Below are 17,246 nucleotides of genomic sequence, written 5' to 3'. Positions count from 1 at the left end.
ACGCTTTCGGGGAGATTGGCGGGGTCGCTGTGGAAACGACGAACCAATCTTCCGAAAGGGCCTGCGCTTTTGCCGAGCGCGGGCCTTTTCACTTTCAGGCGTGGATTGTGTGAAGCTTGATCAGGGGACGGGCATGGCGGTCTCCTTGTGGTGATCAGCCGATCCACTGCGGTAGCGGTCAGGCCAAATTTCTTCCGGACGCTGTCCCAGCGCGTCGGCGATGGCTTGCTCGACACGCCGCGAGCGCCTGAAACCGCGCGACACTATGGACACCGTGGAGGGCGTCACAGCCAGCGACCGGGCAATGTCCGACAGGCTGATGCGTTTGAGACTCAAAGCGGACTTGATCCGTGCATGCCTTTTGTCGTCTATCATCGCCTTGGCTCCATCTTGTGCGGCTAAAGGACCATAGTGTGCGAAATACCAACACCGCAACCATCAATGATCCAGACCCTGGCATCGCCCGGCGGCTGATCGCCGTGCGGCAGCAAAGTGGTCTCAATCAATCCGCCTTCGCAGCCCGGCTCGGTTTCCCCCGCCGCACCTATCTGGGATGGGAGCGCGGTGAGTCTGATCCTCCGATCTGGCTGCTGGACGCTCTGCACCAGGAGTTCGGCATCGACCCTCACTGGCTGCTGCACGGCCCCGGTGATCGGCCACGCCAATATGGCGCCGGACTCGATTGGGCCCGGTTTGGCCGCCTGCTTGTGGCCGTAGATCGCGAGGCTCGGGCGGCGGGCCTGGCGCCGAGACCCGAACAGATCTGCGAGTTGACCCGCGCGGTCTTCGAAGGCGCGCCTGAAGATGAAAAGGACGCCATCGAACGTCTGGCGCTGACCTTCAAAACAATGAAGAACCGGAATCGCTGACCATGGACGAAGACGTGCGCGTGGTTCCCTTTCCGAATCAGACGCAAACCCCGGAGGTTCAGCGGGAGGATGCCGTGGCGGACGCACTGGAGCGGGTCGGCGATATCCCGGTTGCGAAGGTGGAGGCGGTCGCCGCACTCGAGCGAAGGCCGAACTGGCCGGCGATCATCACCTTCATAGCGATCTCAATGCTCTCGTTGTCGGTAGCGGTCTTTTCGACGGGGGCGGATGATGTCCTACGCATGGGCGCGGCCATGGCGTTGGTGATCTCTATTCTGACGGGCGGGCTGGCCGTTCTGTATCGCCATGCACCGACGTTCTGGCGGCCCGGCATTGAACATACCGATCGTGTTGTGGATGACGGCGTTCAATCGCCTACGCCGTAGTCATAGCGAGCACCATGGGCGACCAGAATCCGACTCCCCGTCGAAGCCCGCAGCCGGTTCCCTCGCAGGGCGGTCCCGCCAACTTTCCAGCCCCAGGAGGGCCGAGGCGCACGGATCCGCACAGGACGATGATCTCGTCGCCGAATCCGAGGTGATCGAGACATTTGTGAAGTATCCCTCGATCATCGCCCGCGCCGCAGGTCTCGCATCCGAGATCTGACTGGCGGAATTCGAGCAGGAACCGCAGATGATGGTCGCGCTGAGTGCGCCCGTGAGCTTCGGCAACCGCACTCTCATCCTCTTCGCATCGAAGTGGCTCCCTATCCCTTGACGAACGTCATCATATGGCGTCCGGAAGTTTAGTTCCCTAGCTTCACAAGCAAGGCTCAGGAGGGCGGCGGTGTCTAATCAAACGCATTGGGAAACCGTTTATGAACAAGGCGGTGGAAGAGGTCAGCTGGTATCGACCCCATCTTGAGGTTTCGCTACGGCTCATTGCAGACTCTGCGCCATCCGCCAGCAGCGCGATCATTGACGTGGGCGGCGGAGAAGCGACGCTGGTCGATGATCTCGTCGCGCAGGGCTACAGCGACGTCACGGTCCTCGACATCTCCCCGGCGGCGATTGACGTGGCGAAGTCCCGTCTGGGTATGTCCGCCGCCGCGGTGCATTGGATCACCGGCGACATTACGGCTGTTGAGCTGGAACCGGCTCGCTACGATGTCTGGCACGACCGGGCCGTCTTCCACTTCCTGACCAGCGCAGGCGACAGAGCCGCATATGTTCGGCAGATCGCCCGCTCTGTCAGGCCCGGGGGCCACGTGATTGTCGCGACGTTCGGGCCGGACGGTCCGGACAAGTGCAGCGGCCTGGACGTAGTCCGCTACGACGCCGAACATCTTCACGGCGAGTTTGGGCCGAAGTTCCGTCTCCTGGACAGCGTTAGGGAGTTGCACGAGACGCATTGGGGTACGAATCAGCAGTTCATGTATTGCCTCTGTCGGATGGAGTGAGAGGCCAACCCGCCCCAGCGCGCCGCTTCGGCCCTGATCGGACTGAACGCCAGCGGCAAGGCCCCGGCCCTCGCCGTGCCGGTCGAGATGACGGTGCTCCAGTTCCACCCTTGTTCGCCGCCCGCCTTCGGCGATAAGACGAACCTCCCCCACGTCGCTCGATCACGCCCGATCTGTCTCTCGATATGCCAGCGCGGGGAGATAAAAGCGCTATGTCGCTCGTCGTTTTCAAACCGCGCAAGCCCTCGACAGCCGAACACAGCCGCGGGCGGAGGCGCAGGGCCTCGGCGTCAAACGCGGAGATCGGTTCACATGGAGAGCTCATCATTTCACCCGTTCATCACCGCCCCCAGTTGAGGCTGGCCGGAGCAAGTTCACAGGAACGGCGCGCCCCATCAAAGGCGTGATACAAGTGAAGATTGATGTCGCCTGAGGACGACGAGATGCCTTCTACGAGCCCTTCTGCACGGCCAGCGCCGCGTTGACTCCCTGGGCCAAGTCCTCTGCGGGTCCCTTGCCCCAATAGTGGACGAAATAGAACGCGGGGGTCTCCCCAATCATGTGATTGTGCAAAGCCACGACATGGATGTCTCCGGCCCGTAACGACCGGAGCACCGGCTGCACCTCCTCAGCGGTCATGATGAAGTCCCCGGCCACAGTCGCCATCGCGGTGCTTCCGGAGAAGGCCGCCCACGTCGTCAATCCCATCGATCCTCCGACTTCGACGCCATGCATGCGACCCGTGCGCGGCAAGGTGAACTTGACCACGCCACCGTTCAGCTCGGGATCGACTTCGAAATAGCGCCGCAATGAAGCGACATCGAACTCTCCGGCAACGGTCGGGGTGGATCCAGGAAAGCGTCGTCGAGGTGTCGGCGTCTCCGCACGAACGGCTCGAATGGCGTCCCACACGGCCTTCACCCCGGTGGCCAGGTCGTGCGCCGGCCCCGTGCCGCCGACGTGCATGAAATAGACGGGCGGATCGTCGAAGATGAAGTGATTGTGCAGGCCGGTGACCTGCAGCCCGGCGGCGAAGGCGGCGTCCATGGCGGCCGTGATCTCGTCCTCGAACACCACGGTGTCGCCCATCAGCATGACATTGTCGTCGCCGTGCGCTTTGAAAGCGGCCCAGGAACCCAAACCGGCGGCCGGCGCGAGGGGGGCGCCGTCCACTATCACCGGGACATCGGTTCGCGACCAGGCGATGCGCACGACACCGTCGGGAGCCACGGTCGCCTGTACGCCGGCCGCGGACGAGATGACCTCCCGCTTGTCGGATTGGGCAGCGCCCTTGGTCGCTATCGCCGTCGGCGATAGCGCCATGACTGCCAGGATCTGGACCATATGTCTGCGGTTCATCGCACGCTCCGTTTCTTAACTGACTATTCGATGCTTGGGGGACTTACGATAGTTGCAGTCGGCCACGCTTTAACTCGCCGGAGCGAAAAAGACCCAACCCGCTAACCCGGCGGCGGCCAACGCGACCACGACGTTGAGCTTATTCTTCCATGTGTAGAGCAACGCCAAAGCGACCGCGAAGATAGACACGCCAATGATCAGATCCGGGACGCGCTGGGCTGTGACCGTCGCCAAGTCGATCGTCGTAGCGGCGATGAGGCCAACCACGCCGGCTGAGACGCCTGCCAAAAAGGCATGCAGCCGCTTGGCTTCCAGCACCGATTCCAAACGGTCGTAGAGGATCAGCGAAAATGCGAATGCCGGGAGGAATATTCCGACGGTCATGGCTACGGCGCCGAGCGGTCCGCCGCCGAAATAGCCGACGAAAGTTGCGAAGATGATCAGAGGCGCCGGCAGGATGCCCGACAGCGCCAAGCCATCCAGAAATTGGCCATCGTTCATCCAACCTTGACCCACGGCGTCGTTGCGAACGAACGGGATCGCGGTGTAGGCGCCGCCGAAAGTGAGGAGGCCGGCCTTCAAGCCGGAAACGAACAACAGCCAAACGGGCGCTTGGCCGGGGTCACCGATCGCCGTTTGGACCTCTGGCGTTGCGGCATCGGGCGCCAAGAGCGTTACCAGAATCGTCAGAGCCGTCGCCCCGGCGGCGACAAGCGCAGCGAATACTCGCAGGCCGAGCGCCCATAGCGCGTAGATCGCCCCGGAGGCCGGAAGGGTGATCCAGAACGGAGCGCCGGCGAAGGCTGCCAGGCCGCAGATGATGGCGAGCATCCACAGGCGACCGTCCAGCAGGATATGCTTTCCGATCCGATGGACGGCGGCGACGATCAACGCGATCACCGCCGCCTGAATCCCCAGGAACGCCGCGCCGAGCGCTGTGTCGATCAGGGCGATACGGAAATAGAGCCATGACAGCGCCATCATGAGGAGAAAGCCGGGAAGCATGAAGCCCAGGCCAGCGAGGATGCCCCCGAGTCTTCCCTTGGCGCGCATCCCCAGGTGGACGCAGAGTTCGTGCGCCTCGGGGCCCGGCAGCACCTGCATCACTGCCAGCAGCCTGTTGAAGCGCTCGCTGGAGATCCAGCGCTCGTCGTCGACCAGTTCACGGCGCACCATGGCGATCTGTGCGACCGGACCGCCCCAGGCCAGCAAGCCGAACCTTAGAAACCGAATGAACAACTGCGCATGCGTCAGGTTGGGCGGCGCGGCCTCCGGGCGCGGTTCCGAGAGATCGACCGTCGTATTGATGTCCGTTCCGGCGCTCATGCCGCTAGGCCCGGAGTCGCGCCAGGGACCTCGTTCCGACCAGACCAACTTCCAGTTTCAGGTGACCAATCGCAGGCGACCCAGGTCATACCACCTCCTCAACTTGCTAGCTCGTTCACCTGTATCATTTGTGGTCATTGAATGATACACCTTGTATATGATTTCGTTCCCCGGCTCGCGCGCCCCTTGGCTGCTGTTGATCCACCAACTGCCCGCCAAGCCCGCCTATCTGCGCGTCAAAGTCTGGCGGCGGCTGCAGGCGATCGGGGCGACTCCGCTGAAGAACGCCGTTCACGCGCTACCGCTTCGCGACGACACGGCAGCTCTGTTCGACGACCTGCTGCGTGAGATCACCGAGGGCGGGGGTGAGGCCATCATTTTGGAGGCTGCGCTGGTCGGTGGCTTGGGAGACGCGGACGTGCGAGCCCTGTTCGATGCGGTTCGCGATTCCGATTACGAGGACCTCGCCCGCGAGGCGCGCACGATCGACGACGGGCAGGTCGCCCGCGAGATTGTTCGCCTGCGCGCGCGTCTGGCCGAAATCGCGGCCATCGACTATTTCGGCACCCACGGCCGGCAAGCTGCCGAAGCGGCGCTCGCAGACCTGGTGACGCGCTCGACGCGGCACCCTGACGTCAGTTCGACGTGTCAGGCGGTGATCGCGACCGCCGACCTGAGACAGCGGGTCTGGATCACCCGGCGCGGCATCCATGTCGATCGTATCGCGTCGGCCTGGCTGATCCAGCGCTTCATCGACCCCGAAGCGACTTTCAAGTTCGTCGACGGCCAAGGCTACGAGCCTGCCGCGGACGAACTCAGGTTTGACATGGCGAATGCCGAGTTCACCCACGAAGGCGAGCGCTGCACCTTCGAGACGCTGCTCGTGCGGACACAACTCGACAATGATACCGCGCTGGTCGCGATCGGCGAAATCATTCACGACCTCGACATCGCTGACAGCCGCTTCAATCGGCCGGAGACGGCCGGCCTGGGCGCCCTCATCGCCGGAATTTGCGCCCGAACGGATGATGACAACGAACGGCTGGCGGAGGGAACCGCCGCGCTTGAACAGTTTTACGCCTATTTCAGCAGAGGGCGAAAGGCGTGAACTGCGAGCTCTGCATGAAAGTTCTCGTAACAGGTTTGACCCAAGGAGGCCGAAGATTATGAACCTCGGTATTTTCTACTTTTCGCTCGCAAGCTTAGTTGTCTCACCGGGATCGGGCGTGACTCAAGATGTTCCGCCTTCCGCAACCGGCTCCGCCCTTTTGGAGCAATGCAGACGCGGGGCGCCCGAGTGCGGAGCCTATCTGCAGGGTATGCTCGATGAGTTGATCGTCCGTCGCGCCGTGTGCGGCGCCCCGAGATATGACCGTCAGCGTCTCCGCCAAGCTTATCTGCGCTGGGCCGAATCAGAGACTTATCTCAGAGACAAGCACATGGCGGCCGGAGCCAACGAGGCGTTGACTAAGGCGTGGCCTTGCGCTCGGCAGATCGATCCCAGCTCCAGCTGAGGGCCTGTTTGAGCCTGCCGACTTGGGCATGCTCGACACGGGCGTGGGCGGGATTATCGCCCTGATCTTCCTGCGGTCGGCAATCCGTGTATTGCGCGAGGCGTTGCCCGCGCGGCCGAGGGCTGGCGCGAGCTGATACACCGGTTCTGTTCGCGCCGTTAGCGGACCTTCCGAACGTCAAGAGCTGACACCAAGTAAGTTGATCAGCGCCAAGATTTCTTCTGACTACGGTTCGATCCCGCGAACGGGCGACTGAGCTTTGTCGAATAGCTCTGTCGCCCGTTCACTACTGCCAAAAACATGCCCAGCGTGGCTCGAGGCGCCCACTCGTTCTGACCGCAGGAGTCCAGTTCGTTGGCGGTGTGCAGGAAACTGCTAGCCCCTTTTGCTTGCTGGGTAACACCGGGGTAACAAACCTTGATATTTCAAGTTGTGCTGCGCTGGCGCGATTTCACCCTTGCGCGGGGCGTTCCACCCCGTTTCAGCCGTCCGTCGAGGCGCCACGCGACTCACCCTGACCGCCTCCGGCCGCGACGTCAGCTGGAGGGGGCGCCAGCTATGGACGGGAAATGTTGGCCGCGATCCTCATGGCGGTGATCGGTAAGATCGAAGACCTACACTCCAACAGGCTCAGCATCAGGGAAAGGCGCCCCATCGAAGCTCCGGATGGAAGGTGCCTAGTTTGACTGGGAACGCTTCTAAGACACCCACGGTGCTGCAATGTGCCGAGTGTCAAACTGGTTAGTTTGACAATTTTCATATTAGGACACTATGAGTGTTCAAATGCTGGGAAAGCTAAACAAGCTCGAACGTATCCTCCCGGAAGGCCTTCTGGTCGATTCCGGCTGGATGAACGAAAACGGCTATCCCAACTCGCTGAGGGCCAAATACGTCGCGTCGGGACGCCTGGAACGGACGGCGCGGCGGGTCTATCGCCGTCCACGCGGAACCCTCGACTGGCCGACAGCCGTTCTCTCGCTCCAGGCCCTCCTCGACTATTCCATTGTGATCGGAGGCCGCACCGCGCTCGAGTTGCAGGGCTATGCCCACTACCTTCCTGCCGCCCGCAAGGAAGTTCATCTCTATGGCGACGAGACCCCGCCGACCTGGCTCGCCGACCTGCCGCTGGACGTAGAGTTCAAATATCACCCGTCCCAAAGGCTCTTCCGGAACGCCCGATACTTCGAGGTCGCCCGGCTCCGCGAGGACTCCAGCGAGACCGGCCTCCTGGCGGACTGGGCCCGCGCCGCAGTGGTGGACACCCCCCTGGGCCACTGGCAATGGCCCTTGCGCCAGTCGACGCCCGAGCGCGCCATCCTCGAACTTCTGGACGAACTCCCCGATCATGAGAGCTTCGACCAAGTGGATCAGCTGATGGGCGCCCTGGCCACCCTCAGCCCGCGACGGCTGCAGCGCCTGCTCGAGGATTGCGTGAGCGTGAAGGTCAAACGCCTGTTCTTCTATTTCGCCGACCGGCACGGTCATGCGTGGCTTAAAGCCCTGGACCGCGACGCCATCGATCTGGGCAGCGGCAACCGCGTGCTCGCCAAAGGCGGCAGACTGGACCCGACCTACAAGATCACCGTGCCGAGGTCGCTCGATGCCGGTCAGTGACGTCTACGCCCGGCAGGTCCGCCTCCTCGTCCAAACCCTTCCCCTCGTGTTCCAGGAACCCTGCTTCGCCCTGAAGGGCGGCACGGCGATCAATCTGTTCGTCCGCGATCTCCCGCGACTGTCGGTGGACATCGACCTGACCTATCTGCCGGTCGAGGATCGGGACACATCGCTCGCCGCAATCGACGCGGCGCTGAGGCGGATCGCTGACGCCATCGAACACGCCCTGCCGGGCTCGGTCGTCGTGCGCGGCAAGGGTGGAGCCCAGCCCGTGATCGACAAGCTGCTCGTCCGCGCGGACGGCGCGGTGATCAAGGTGGAGGTGACGCCGGTCCTGCGCGGCGTGGTGTTCGAGCCCGAGGTCCGTCCGGTTTCAGCAGCGGTGGAAGAGCGCTTCGGCTATGCCGAGGCCCGGATGGTCTCCCACGCCGATCTCTATGCGGGAAAGATCATGGCGGCGCTGGACCGCCAGCATCCCCGCGACCTGTTCGATGTGCGCGACCTTCTGGCCAACGAGGGGATCACGCCGGCACTGCGACAGGCCTTTGTGATCTATTTGGCCAGCCACCACCGGCCCATGGCCGAGGTGCTCCGCGCCAATCCCAAGGATCTGACCCAGGAGTTCGAGCGCGGGTTCGATGGAATGACCGAAGACCCGGTGGACCTTGGCGACCTCATCGTCGCGCGCACGGCCCTGATCACCGCCATCGTCGATGACATGCCGGAGGCGCACCGCACCTTCCTGATCGGGTTCAAAGCCGGCGCGCCTGACTGGGACCTCATTGGCCTGCCCGACGCCGCCGACCTCCCCGCCGTGCGCTGGAAGCAGTTAAACCTCGACCGCCTGGAGCCCGCCCGGCGCGCGGACATGGTCGAACGGCTTCGACAGACTTGGCCGCAATCAGTCTGACAATACCGCCAGACCGCAGCATGCTCACAGACTCCGAGGTTCGGACGCTATGAGCAACTGACACAAACGGTCGTTTAGGCGTCTGCGCGTCGGGTCTAGATGGCGATTTCCGGAACGCCAGCCTGCCCTAGGAGCGCATAGAGCTCGGCTACCTTTGATCGTTGGCCACGTTGCTGGCAGAACGCAAAGATGGCCCGCTGCTTCGCTCGGGAGAGAGCGACGAAAAACGCGGCGAGGCCCTCTTTGTCGCCGGGTTTGTGCGCCCACCAAGCTTGGTCGTCGAGACCCATGAAGACGATCGTGTCGTACTCAAGCCCCTTGCTCTTATGCACGGTCATCAGAGGTATCTGATCGAGACCTTCGAAGGCATCCAAGCACTCGGACCAGGTCGATACCCCGGTAGCCGATGCCATCAGGTGCTGCAGGAGCCCTTCAACGACGATCTCGAGAAGATTGCCTGCTCCATATTCAACATAGGTTCTTTGAACGGCCGCGGGATCGAGGAAGCTCAACACGGCCTCTGCGATGTTAACCGCCGCCTCCGCCGAGGGCGCGGTTTCAGTCATGTCTTTCCTAAGCCGGGCCAGAAAACGGGACAGAGCGGCTTCAGCCCCGGCGTCCGCAGCATCGTCGCCGGGCGGGATCGCTCTCAGCGCCGAGACAGCGGCGGATAGATACTGCCAGGCCGCAGGCGAACGCTGGACAGATCCGAGCCTTAGCGCAGCGACGACGAGTCGGCAGAGGCTGTCTGATAGCAGGTCCTGAAGCGGGACTTTGCCGACAAGCGCGCTTTCGTTGCGAATACGCAAGCCGCTCGCGGCCATCGGCGCGCGGAGTTCGGTGTCAACCGCCTCCGCCTTCTGCTTGACGAGGATCGCATAGTCGCGTGGACGACGTCCTCTCCGCGTCATGTCGCTAGCCAACCACGTCGCGAGATGGCGCGTTTCTTGAGCGCATGTCGGGCTGTTCCAAATCTGGGCCACGTCGCCGTCGATAAGTTTGCCTGTCTTGGCAACGACTTGTGGCGACGATGGGTCGAGGGCGCGTGCGACGACATGCTGGATGGCGACGAGATCCGGTGAAGAACGAAAGTTGAAGAGCAGCGGCACCCGCAGAGCGTGGAAGTCTGCTTCCAATCGGGCGAAGGCGTCTGGTCTCGCGCCGGCCCAGCCCATGATCCTTTGTTTGTCGTCTCCGACGCCGGTGATTACGGCGCTGCTGCCCCTGAAGACCGAATAGAGGAAATCATACTGAGCGAAGGTGGTGTCCTGAAACTCGTCGACGAAGATGAAGGGATAGGTGGCGCGGAGTGCGTTCGCGATCTGAGGATTTGATCTCAGAAGTAGCTCGGCCATGCGGTTCAACGTGACGAAGGTGAGGTTGGATGGATCTCCCGCACCCCGTTGCTCCGACCACCACCGTGCGGTCGCAAACTCTGCCCCGGATCGCGGTTCCGGGTGAGGAACGAGCATGCGTCTGGCCCCCACCGTGCGACCCTCGAAACTCGAGGGACCGATTTCCTCGATCTCGGCCTTCCATGGCTCTGGCGCCGCAAGCCGTGCTCGAGTGAGCCAATAGTTGGTCGATTTGTAATCCCAGAAGGCAATCTCATAGGGTTTCGTAGGGCGCCATTCGGCGGGAATTGCAGTGTGAAATCTGTCGACGAGGTTTTTGGTGAAGGCGTCGAACGTGATCGACGTGAACCGATCCGAAAACTCCGCCGGGCACCGTTGTTTGACGCGGTCCGCAAGATTGCCGGCGGCATCGCCCTTGAAGGAAATGGCCAGGATCTGGAAAGGCGGGCGGCACAGGCCGGTTTCCAGCAGATAGGTCGCCTTCTGAGCCAGGAACTCTGTCTTTCCCGCCCCCGGGCCTGCGACCACGGAGGTCGATCCCGGGTGGCGGAGCGCGGTCCAGGCGGCCGGTTCGAGGGCATCGATTCCGCGCGGCCTCCAGTCGTCGGGCGCGATGAACCGTAACGTCATGATGTTGGCGATACGGTCACAGCCATGGGTCCAGCCGGCGGCGGGGGATCGAGCTGGGCCGCGACGGAGCCGAGCAAGGCCTTCAGTTCCTCTGGAGCCGCCGACGCGAGGGCCGGACTGTCGAGACCGCTCAGAACCCGAACATGCGTGCTTGGCTTGCCTCGCCCCAGAAAGAGGTAACGATACCAACGCAGCAGGCTGTCCTGGCTAAAGTCGTAGAGGGCGTGAATGCCACCGTCGCCTAACACGGCGTCGCGCGGCTCCCCGGCCGGGGATGGTCCGGAACGCCCGGGCTCTGGCGCCGAATAGGCGACTTGCATCGCCATCAGCATCGAATAGTCCAAATCCAGCGGCTCACAGAAGAAGACGTTGAACCTTCGAAGAGATCGCGCCCACGTCTGAATGCTTGTCCAGTTGGCGGCGGCGAAGGTGTCGAAGGCCGCCAGGTCCGCCGAAGGGCCCGCCGGGCTCGGGGTTTGGAAAAGTTGGTCAGGCCGAACGCCATTTTCCATTAGCTGCGCGCAAACGGTCTTGATGCGCCCCCAGCCCCCGCCCGCGCGACCGTAATCCAGATCCAGAAGAGTCGCGTGCGGAATGTCCAGATCGACAAGCAGCCGCCACAGGTGGTTGACGTGGCGGCCCCCAAGGGGAACGACCGCAACGAAAGACCGATCGATGTCTAAGCCAAGGGCCTCGGCGAGGCGCGGGAGCACCACCTCTTCGGAGGCGCCTTCGCCGAGGATCACGAAACGGGCAAAATAGAGTTCGGGGTAGGTGCGCACAGCCTCGCGAACAAACTTCGAAGCCTCGTCCGCGGTCGGAGGCAATCGGATCCCCCTCACGCGGCAGGCGCGGGTCTTCGGGTCGAGGCGGAAATGACGGACCTGCTCGGGCTTCACCCGCGCCAGAATGCTTGGCGAATGGCTCGAGAGCATAGCTTGAGCCCGTGACCCTGCGGTCAGTTCCTGGATCTGTCGGACGATACGGGAGAGGTAGAACGGCGCGAGGTTGTTTTCTGGCTCTTCGACGGCGATCAGAGTCAAGGCGGGAATGCTGATGCCGCCGGGCTGAAATCCATCAGGGCGGGGATCCGTCGCCAGGTTCGATTCTACGTCGAGCGTCGCCGCGGTCATGGCGAGGTGGAACAGGGATCGCTGGCCATCACTCAACTCATCGAGACCACGCTCGCGCCCTGCCTCGTCGGGGCGGAACAAAACCTCAGCCTTGCGGATGAACTGTTCGAATCGGAGGTCGATAGGCCGAAACACCGGCGTAGTGTCCGTGCCTGCGGTATGGACCTGCTGCCATCGTCTGGTGACTGCTGCGACCACGGCGTCTACTGCTGGCTCGCCGGAAAACGCGTTGTTCAGCGCGGAGCCCGCCGAAGCGAACGTGGTCCGCGTGCCTTCCGACCAGCTGATTGCCCGCCACAAGCGTCCACGCAAAAAGGCCGTCACCTGCGAGATGCCGTCGCGCGAGGCCGGTACATAGATGAGCTGGATTCTGGCTCTATCCTTGGGTTTCAGGTCCGAACACTCAGCGTCCGTAAAGGCGCCCATCGTCCGAACGGCGCGATAGGTGTGTTCGATTGCCCCATCGATGGAGCAGTCATCCGTCCAAATCCCCTCCATCCTCAAGCGACATTTCATTCTTCCGCTGTCGTCCGTGGCCATCTGAGAGAAGAACTCAGGAACGGCGGACGCGTCCGCAAGCGGATCGTCGAGCTCTGGAAAGGCCAAAACCGCCTCTATGGTGAACCGGCGCTCGTTGGGCGGATTCACTTCCGCAGCCGGGACATGAAAGTCTTGTCGCCGAAGCCTCCGTTGGTCCGGCGTAACACCGAAGAGCCGCTGAAGCGCAAGCATAACGGCGGTCTTCCCTGCACCGTTCACCCCGACGAAGGCGGTCAATCCTTCATCGAGATAGATCGGGATAGGGTTTGGTCCGAAGCATCGGAAGCCAGAAATTTCGAGTCGTTGGATGTGCAAGACGCCACTCCCCTGGACGCGACAAGCTGAGATGCCGCAACCTTTGCTTGCGGCCTGTTCTGACGGCCCTTGCAAGGCTCGACAAGGGGCAGCCGTGAACCATTAGCTTGGGCTTTCGGCTCTCGCGCGTCAGCTTCCGATCACCGTCGGCGGCGGATCGCCCAGACGAGTTTGGCCAGCGCCGATGCCAAGGCGGCTGCCGCCAACAAACCGCCCGGCTCGAACAGCTGAGCCATCACGAGGCCTGCGATCCTTGATCGTCGGCGCCGCTGAAATGACGGCGATCGACGATCAGAACTTTCCGGGCTCGAACAGCCGGATCGGCGTCCCGGTGTGCGATGCCGACAATCCCGACGCGGCGTGGCGACCCAGAAGAGGTATCGAGTTCGACTCCAAAGACGACGCCCAAGCCTTCGCGGCGCATGTCCTCGAGATGGCTGAAGATCAGGCGGTAGAGTTCACGTAGTCCGCCCAGGCTCGAGCTCTTCAGCAAGGGGCCGGCGGCGAGCCGGAAGGCGAGAACTTCGATCAGCTCGAACAGGCCGCTGACCAGCGATGAAGGCTCCGGATCTCCGCCGAGCGGCGCATGAACGACCAGGTCGCATCCGGCCAAGGATCGGAGTTTGGCCTGGTTGTCGAGCGGCGACACCTTCACAATAACGATGTGGGGATAGGGGTTGTTTTCCGGCTCTGCCAGCTCCTCGGGCATCAGCGGCCGCCGGGCTGCCGTGTAATATCCTGGCTCGAAACCGAACGCCGCGCCTATCCGGTCGAGTGCTTCGGGCTGAACCTTCTCCCCGCGTTCGATCCGTTCGAGGGTGGAGAGAGAAATGCCGGCCATATCCGCGAGCGTGGACTGTTTCCACGACCGAAGTCTTCGTGTCACCGACACATTGAACGCGATGATTTCTGGTGGGACGGAAGCATCGATTCCGGGGTCTGGGGCCGGCAGGGCCACGAGGCGGTCGTAGAGCGAGGAAGTCGGCATGGCGGTATCCTTTCCCCCCCTTTCTGAGACCTGACGCGCCGCGAAAGTAGCCCCATCCATCCTTCACCATCCCCGATGAAAAGGGAGTCGTATTCGTCATTCTTAATCGCCACACCGGTCGTCGGGGTCATCTGCCTGGCGACGGCCATCGGACAACGCGCTGTCTTGTGCGGATCGCCTATGCCCGGGCTAGGTTCGCGAAGCTGGAACGAACGGGCTGGAAACATGATGGAACGAGAAGAGGCAGACCCTCGCGAGGCGCTGGCCGATGAGGGCCTGCTGTCACCACAGGTCGAGACGTGGCGACATATCTACATCGACAACTACCGTGACTGGTTCGAGCTCGCGCGCGAGCTGAACCGGTATGCCGTGAGCCTATTCCAGGATCATCAGGATGCCGGCGACGGCGGACCTGCAAATGCGGCGGCGCCGACCGCCGTCCGCGTCTACGGCCGTGCACTCAACGCCTACACGGCAAGCATCATGCTTGCCGAGCGCGCCATGACGATAGAGGCCGTGGGAGCGGTGCGCCCCATCCACGAAGCCGGGTTCTGGCTCAGCCTTCTGGCGACCAATCCGGAGAAGGCGCTCGAGGAGCTGGACATCGATCACCACAAGCACGCGGTCGATCGGGAACAGCTCCTCCGGGCGGCCTACCCAGGAAACGCCGAGCTCCATTCCGCGTCGGTGCAAAGAGAAGCGGCTCATGCCGCGCTGCTGGGCAAACGCCGACCGATCTCCATGAAGGCGTTGGCGGCGAGCCTGCCCGGAGACCCCGGCTACCTCCAGTATCGTCTCGCGAGCGGCTTCTACGGGCATCTCTCGCAAAATAGTCTGGACGCCCTGAAGCTACGGACGGGCGACAAGGGCGTCCGGCCGATACTGGGACCGTTTGAAACCGAGATTCCCAAGGCGCTTTTCTTCGCGATCGACGCCATGGCGCGCACGACGCGCTATTTTGCAGCGCTGGTGAAGGTGCGTGACGCGAACGACATCCTTTCGGCGCTGCGAACGAAGCTTACTGATCTCGGCAAGGCCGACGCCGAGGCCGGGCCCCAAGGCGGCTGACGGGCCCCGCGACGTTCCGACAAAACGGTTGCCGAAGCGAATCGGCTGCTACGATCCGTCATGGGCAAGAAGATCTCAGACAACCCGACAGCAGCCGAGATGATGCAGGCGGCTGAGGCGGCGCGTCTCATCGCGAGCCTCGGGATCGTGCCGCCGGATGGCCCTTTGGCAGACGCCGCCAAAGCGCTGGCGGACGTCGTCGACAAGGCCGGCGTCTTGACCCTGCCCGACCGCTTCAACACCGCCTTCTCGGGCGTGGGTTGGGTCACTTGCGGAAGCATGCCCACAGAGGCGATGGAATCCGCGATCGCGCTCAAGACCGCAGGCAGGGCGGTCGATGCGGAGCAGTTACTGGCCGACATCTTCGATGAGCCGACGCTGAGGTTCCTGATCATGCGCTCCCATCGCTTCCACAAGGTGTACGAGCGCAAGCCCCAACTTGAAGAGGCCAAGGCGCTGTTCCTTGAGGGCCGCTATCTCGCCGCCACGCCACTCCTGCTTATGGCCTCTGACGGACTGGCCTACGACGTCGGCGGCTTCAGCGTTTTCTCCGAGCACGCCGATCTCACGGCCTTTGATTCCATCGTCGGTCACCCGACCGGCTTGCCCGCCCTGATCGGTCTCATCAGGGCGCCACGCACCAAAACGACGGGGGACCCGATCTCAATCCCCTACCGGCACGGCATCCTGCATGGTCGTGATAGCGGCTACGGGAACCGGATCGCCTGCGCCAAGGCCTGGCACCTGTTCCAGGCCTTGGTCGATTGGGCTCAAGAGAAGGCCGCCGAGCCGGACCGGATCGCGGTCCAGAAGCGCAAGGCCTCACAGTCATTTGGCGATATTATCGACGAGGCCGTATCAAGCGCGGCGCGTCGAGACGCGGAGAAAAAGGCGCTCGACGCCTGGACGGCCCGAGACCTCCCCGGCCTGCCAGATAGTCTCGAACCCGGCTCGCCAGAGGAAGCGCTTCACGACTATCTGGTCGGCTGGGGCAGCGGCAACTTCATGCTGATGTCGAGCCGATCGATCAACCTCGTCGGCAAGAGCGCCGGAAAGCTCGCCTACGAAGCCCGTCGCGACGCGCGCGGGCTTAAGCTGACGGATTTCCGCATCCTACGGTTCGAGGACAACACCCCAAGCAGCTCGCGTGCGGAAACAATGCTTACGTTCGAAACCTCCACGGGGCGAAGGGAGATGCAGCTCTCGATCGGGGTCATGCTCGACCTCGGCAAGGACGGCATTCACCTGCGGGGCCCTCAGGCGCGCTGGCAGGTCATGGGCCACGCCCTGCATGAGGCCCGCACGCGACTGGGCGAGGCCGGTGAATCCTGAGAGGGACGCTTCTGTTCCAGCGGCCCGCGATGCGGTGACGCAAGATTACATGGGGAAGCGGAGGACTAGCAGGCGCATGGCGCTGTCAGTCCGTCGGGTCGCGGGCCCGCTGATCTTGGAGGCGATCGAACGCGTTACGGATCGCCAGAGACAGATTGATGCGCAGGCGCGTCACCGCATTGTCGCGGCCATCGAGATAGTCTCGTTCGAGGCGGCGCAGTTGGTCTGCGGCCCGCGCATCGCTAAAGACGTCGAGACTATTGAGTTCCTCATGAACCGCGACGATCTGCGCAGTCGAGCCCCGGCCGACGATGCGGAAGTCGGGGCTCGCGGGCAGTCCGCCCGAGACGGGCGAGAAGACCTTGATCGATTCCCGGCCCTTGTGCTCCGTGGTGACGAAGCTGTGGTCCGCGATGTCGATGATGAAGTCGCCGGTAAGCGCCGTCGCAAGCTGATAGAGGCCCGACCGGTTCCGGAGCCTTTCATGGAGCCAGTAGTCCTGATCCGTATCGATCGGCGCTTCGCCCGGATGATCGACCCACGGCCGATAGCCGGACCGAGGATTGAGCGGCGCGTGAATATAGGCCCCAAGGTTCGACGGCAGCTTGCCATAGCTCGCGTCGAACTGGTCCGCGAACGCGCCGGCCAGCCGGCCGGCGACCAGGAGCTCGAGACCGCTCAGGTGAAGCGCTCCGATCAGCGCGGCATGCGCCAGCCCGACGCCGTCGTAGACCCGCGCGCCCGCCTTGCCCGAAATGCTGTCCCGCGCTCTGGGCGCGAGTCCCTGATCGTGGAGCAGCGCGAAATTGCGCGGCGTAATATCCGCCGCCAACGCCACTTCGCGCGAGGTCAGTAAGTCCTGTGTCGATCTCGAAGGGCGGCCCATGTAAACTG

Annotated in this window: 16 protein-coding genes; 9 read left to right on the top strand and 7 right to left on the bottom strand. The window is 63.1% G+C overall.

Annotated elements, in window-relative coordinates; genetic code table 11:
- Window positions 1-120: 120 nt before the first annotated feature.
- Window positions 121-375, bottom strand: coding sequence for a helix-turn-helix domain-containing protein (locus AC0L6G_RS13365; protein WP_091742480.1), 255 nt, complete (start codon window positions 373-375; stop codon window positions 121-123).
- 38 nt (window positions 376-413) lie between these two features.
- On the opposite strand from AC0L6G_RS13365, the gene AC0L6G_RS13360 reads away from it, so the two are divergent.
- From AC0L6G_RS13360 to AC0L6G_RS13350, 3 genes are all read left to right on the top strand, one after another.
- Window positions 414-869: a helix-turn-helix domain-containing protein gene (locus AC0L6G_RS13360; protein ID WP_291751559.1), complete on the top strand. Its 456-nt coding sequence runs from the start codon at window positions 414-416 to the stop codon at window positions 867-869.
- 2 nt (window positions 870-871) lie between these two features.
- Entirely contained in the window at window positions 872-1,255 is a 384-nt protein-coding gene (locus tag AC0L6G_RS13355) for a hypothetical protein (RefSeq protein WP_091738373.1), read from the top strand.
- Between the two features lie 431 nt (window positions 1,256-1,686).
- Window positions 1,687-2,268, top strand: a complete 582-nt coding sequence (locus AC0L6G_RS13350; protein ID WP_165118089.1) for a class I SAM-dependent methyltransferase — start codon at window positions 1,687-1,689, stop codon at window positions 2,266-2,268.
- Between the two features lie 450 nt (window positions 2,269-2,718).
- On the opposite strand, the gene AC0L6G_RS13345 is transcribed toward AC0L6G_RS13350, so the two are convergent.
- Together AC0L6G_RS13345 and AC0L6G_RS13340 are read right to left on the bottom strand one after the other, a co-directional pair.
- Window positions 2,719-3,627, bottom strand: coding sequence for an LppY/LpqO family protein (locus AC0L6G_RS13345; protein ID WP_218054327.1), 909 nt, complete (start codon window positions 3,625-3,627; stop codon window positions 2,719-2,721).
- Window positions 3,628-3,696: 69 nt separating this feature from the next.
- Entirely contained in the window at window positions 3,697-4,953 is a 1,257-nt protein-coding gene (locus tag AC0L6G_RS13340) for a chromate transporter (protein WP_141653097.1), read from the bottom strand.
- A gap of 157 nt (window positions 4,954-5,110) precedes the next feature.
- Here AC0L6G_RS13340 and AC0L6G_RS13335 point away from each other — a divergent pair, with 157 nt between their 5' ends.
- The 4 genes from AC0L6G_RS13335 (at window position 5,111) to AC0L6G_RS13320 (ending at window position 8,991) form a co-directional block, all read left to right on the top strand.
- Window positions 5,111-6,061: a chromate resistance protein ChrB domain-containing protein gene (locus tag AC0L6G_RS13335; protein ID WP_176695932.1), complete on the top strand. Its 951-nt coding sequence runs from the start codon at window positions 5,111-5,113 to the stop codon at window positions 6,059-6,061.
- Window positions 5,979-6,467, top strand: a complete 489-nt coding sequence (locus AC0L6G_RS13330; protein WP_367118267.1) for a Rap1a/Tai family immunity protein — start codon at window positions 5,979-5,981, stop codon at window positions 6,465-6,467. The genes AC0L6G_RS13335 and AC0L6G_RS13330 overlap by 83 nt, the downstream gene beginning before the upstream one ends.
- A 783-nt stretch (window positions 6,468-7,250) precedes the next feature.
- Window positions 7,251-8,081, top strand: coding sequence for a type IV toxin-antitoxin system AbiEi family antitoxin domain-containing protein (locus AC0L6G_RS13325; RefSeq protein ID WP_201099712.1), 831 nt, complete (start codon window positions 7,251-7,253; stop codon window positions 8,079-8,081).
- Entirely contained in the window at window positions 8,068-8,991 is a 924-nt protein-coding gene (locus AC0L6G_RS13320; protein WP_201099713.1) for a nucleotidyl transferase AbiEii/AbiGii toxin family protein, read from the top strand. The genes AC0L6G_RS13325 and AC0L6G_RS13320 overlap by 14 nt, the downstream gene beginning before the upstream one ends.
- A 95-nt stretch (window positions 8,992-9,086) precedes the next feature.
- Here the strand turns inward: AC0L6G_RS13320 and AC0L6G_RS13315 are convergent, their stop codons facing one another.
- The 3 genes from AC0L6G_RS13315 to AC0L6G_RS13305 all read right to left on the bottom strand — a co-directional run bounded on the left by AC0L6G_RS13315 (window position 9,087) and on the right by AC0L6G_RS13305 (window position 13,952).
- On the bottom strand, window positions 9,087-10,976 hold the full coding sequence (locus AC0L6G_RS13315) for a UvrD-helicase domain-containing protein (RefSeq protein ID WP_293827828.1): 1,890 nt from the start codon (window positions 10,974-10,976) through the stop codon (window positions 9,087-9,089).
- The gene (locus tag AC0L6G_RS13310; RefSeq protein ID WP_314135934.1) at window positions 10,973-12,964 is read right to left on the bottom strand and encodes an ATP-dependent nuclease; all 1,992 of its coding nucleotides are present in this window, start codon (window positions 12,962-12,964) and stop codon (window positions 10,973-10,975) included. Before AC0L6G_RS13310 ends, AC0L6G_RS13315 begins: the two co-directional genes overlap by 4 nt.
- 235 nt (window positions 12,965-13,199) lie before the next feature.
- Window positions 13,200-13,952 (bottom strand): helix-turn-helix domain-containing protein, encoded by a 753-nt coding sequence (locus AC0L6G_RS13305; RefSeq protein ID WP_473252465.1) that lies wholly within the window; start codon window positions 13,950-13,952, stop codon window positions 13,200-13,202.
- Window positions 13,953-14,180: 228 nt separating this feature from the next.
- On the opposite strand from AC0L6G_RS13305, the gene AC0L6G_RS13300 reads away from it, so the two are divergent.
- Together AC0L6G_RS13300 and AC0L6G_RS13295 are read left to right on the top strand one after the other, a co-directional pair.
- Window positions 14,181-15,020, top strand: coding sequence for a hypothetical protein (locus tag AC0L6G_RS13300; protein WP_201099715.1), 840 nt, complete (start codon window positions 14,181-14,183; stop codon window positions 15,018-15,020).
- Window positions 15,021-15,080: 60 nt separating this feature from the next.
- Window positions 15,081-16,352 (top strand): hypothetical protein, encoded by a 1,272-nt coding sequence (locus AC0L6G_RS13295; RefSeq protein WP_314137114.1) that lies wholly within the window; start codon window positions 15,081-15,083, stop codon window positions 16,350-16,352.
- 85 nt (window positions 16,353-16,437) lie between these two features.
- Here the strand turns inward: AC0L6G_RS13295 and AC0L6G_RS13290 are convergent, their stop codons facing one another.
- Entirely contained in the window at window positions 16,438-17,238 is an 801-nt protein-coding gene (locus tag AC0L6G_RS13290; RefSeq protein ID WP_201099729.1) for a hypothetical protein, read from the bottom strand.
- Between the last annotated feature and the right edge of the window lie 8 nt (window positions 17,239-17,246).

This window comes from Brevundimonas sp. D3-1P, from assembly GCF_055809335.1.
This window is presented reverse-complemented; position numbering and strand designations above follow the sequence as displayed.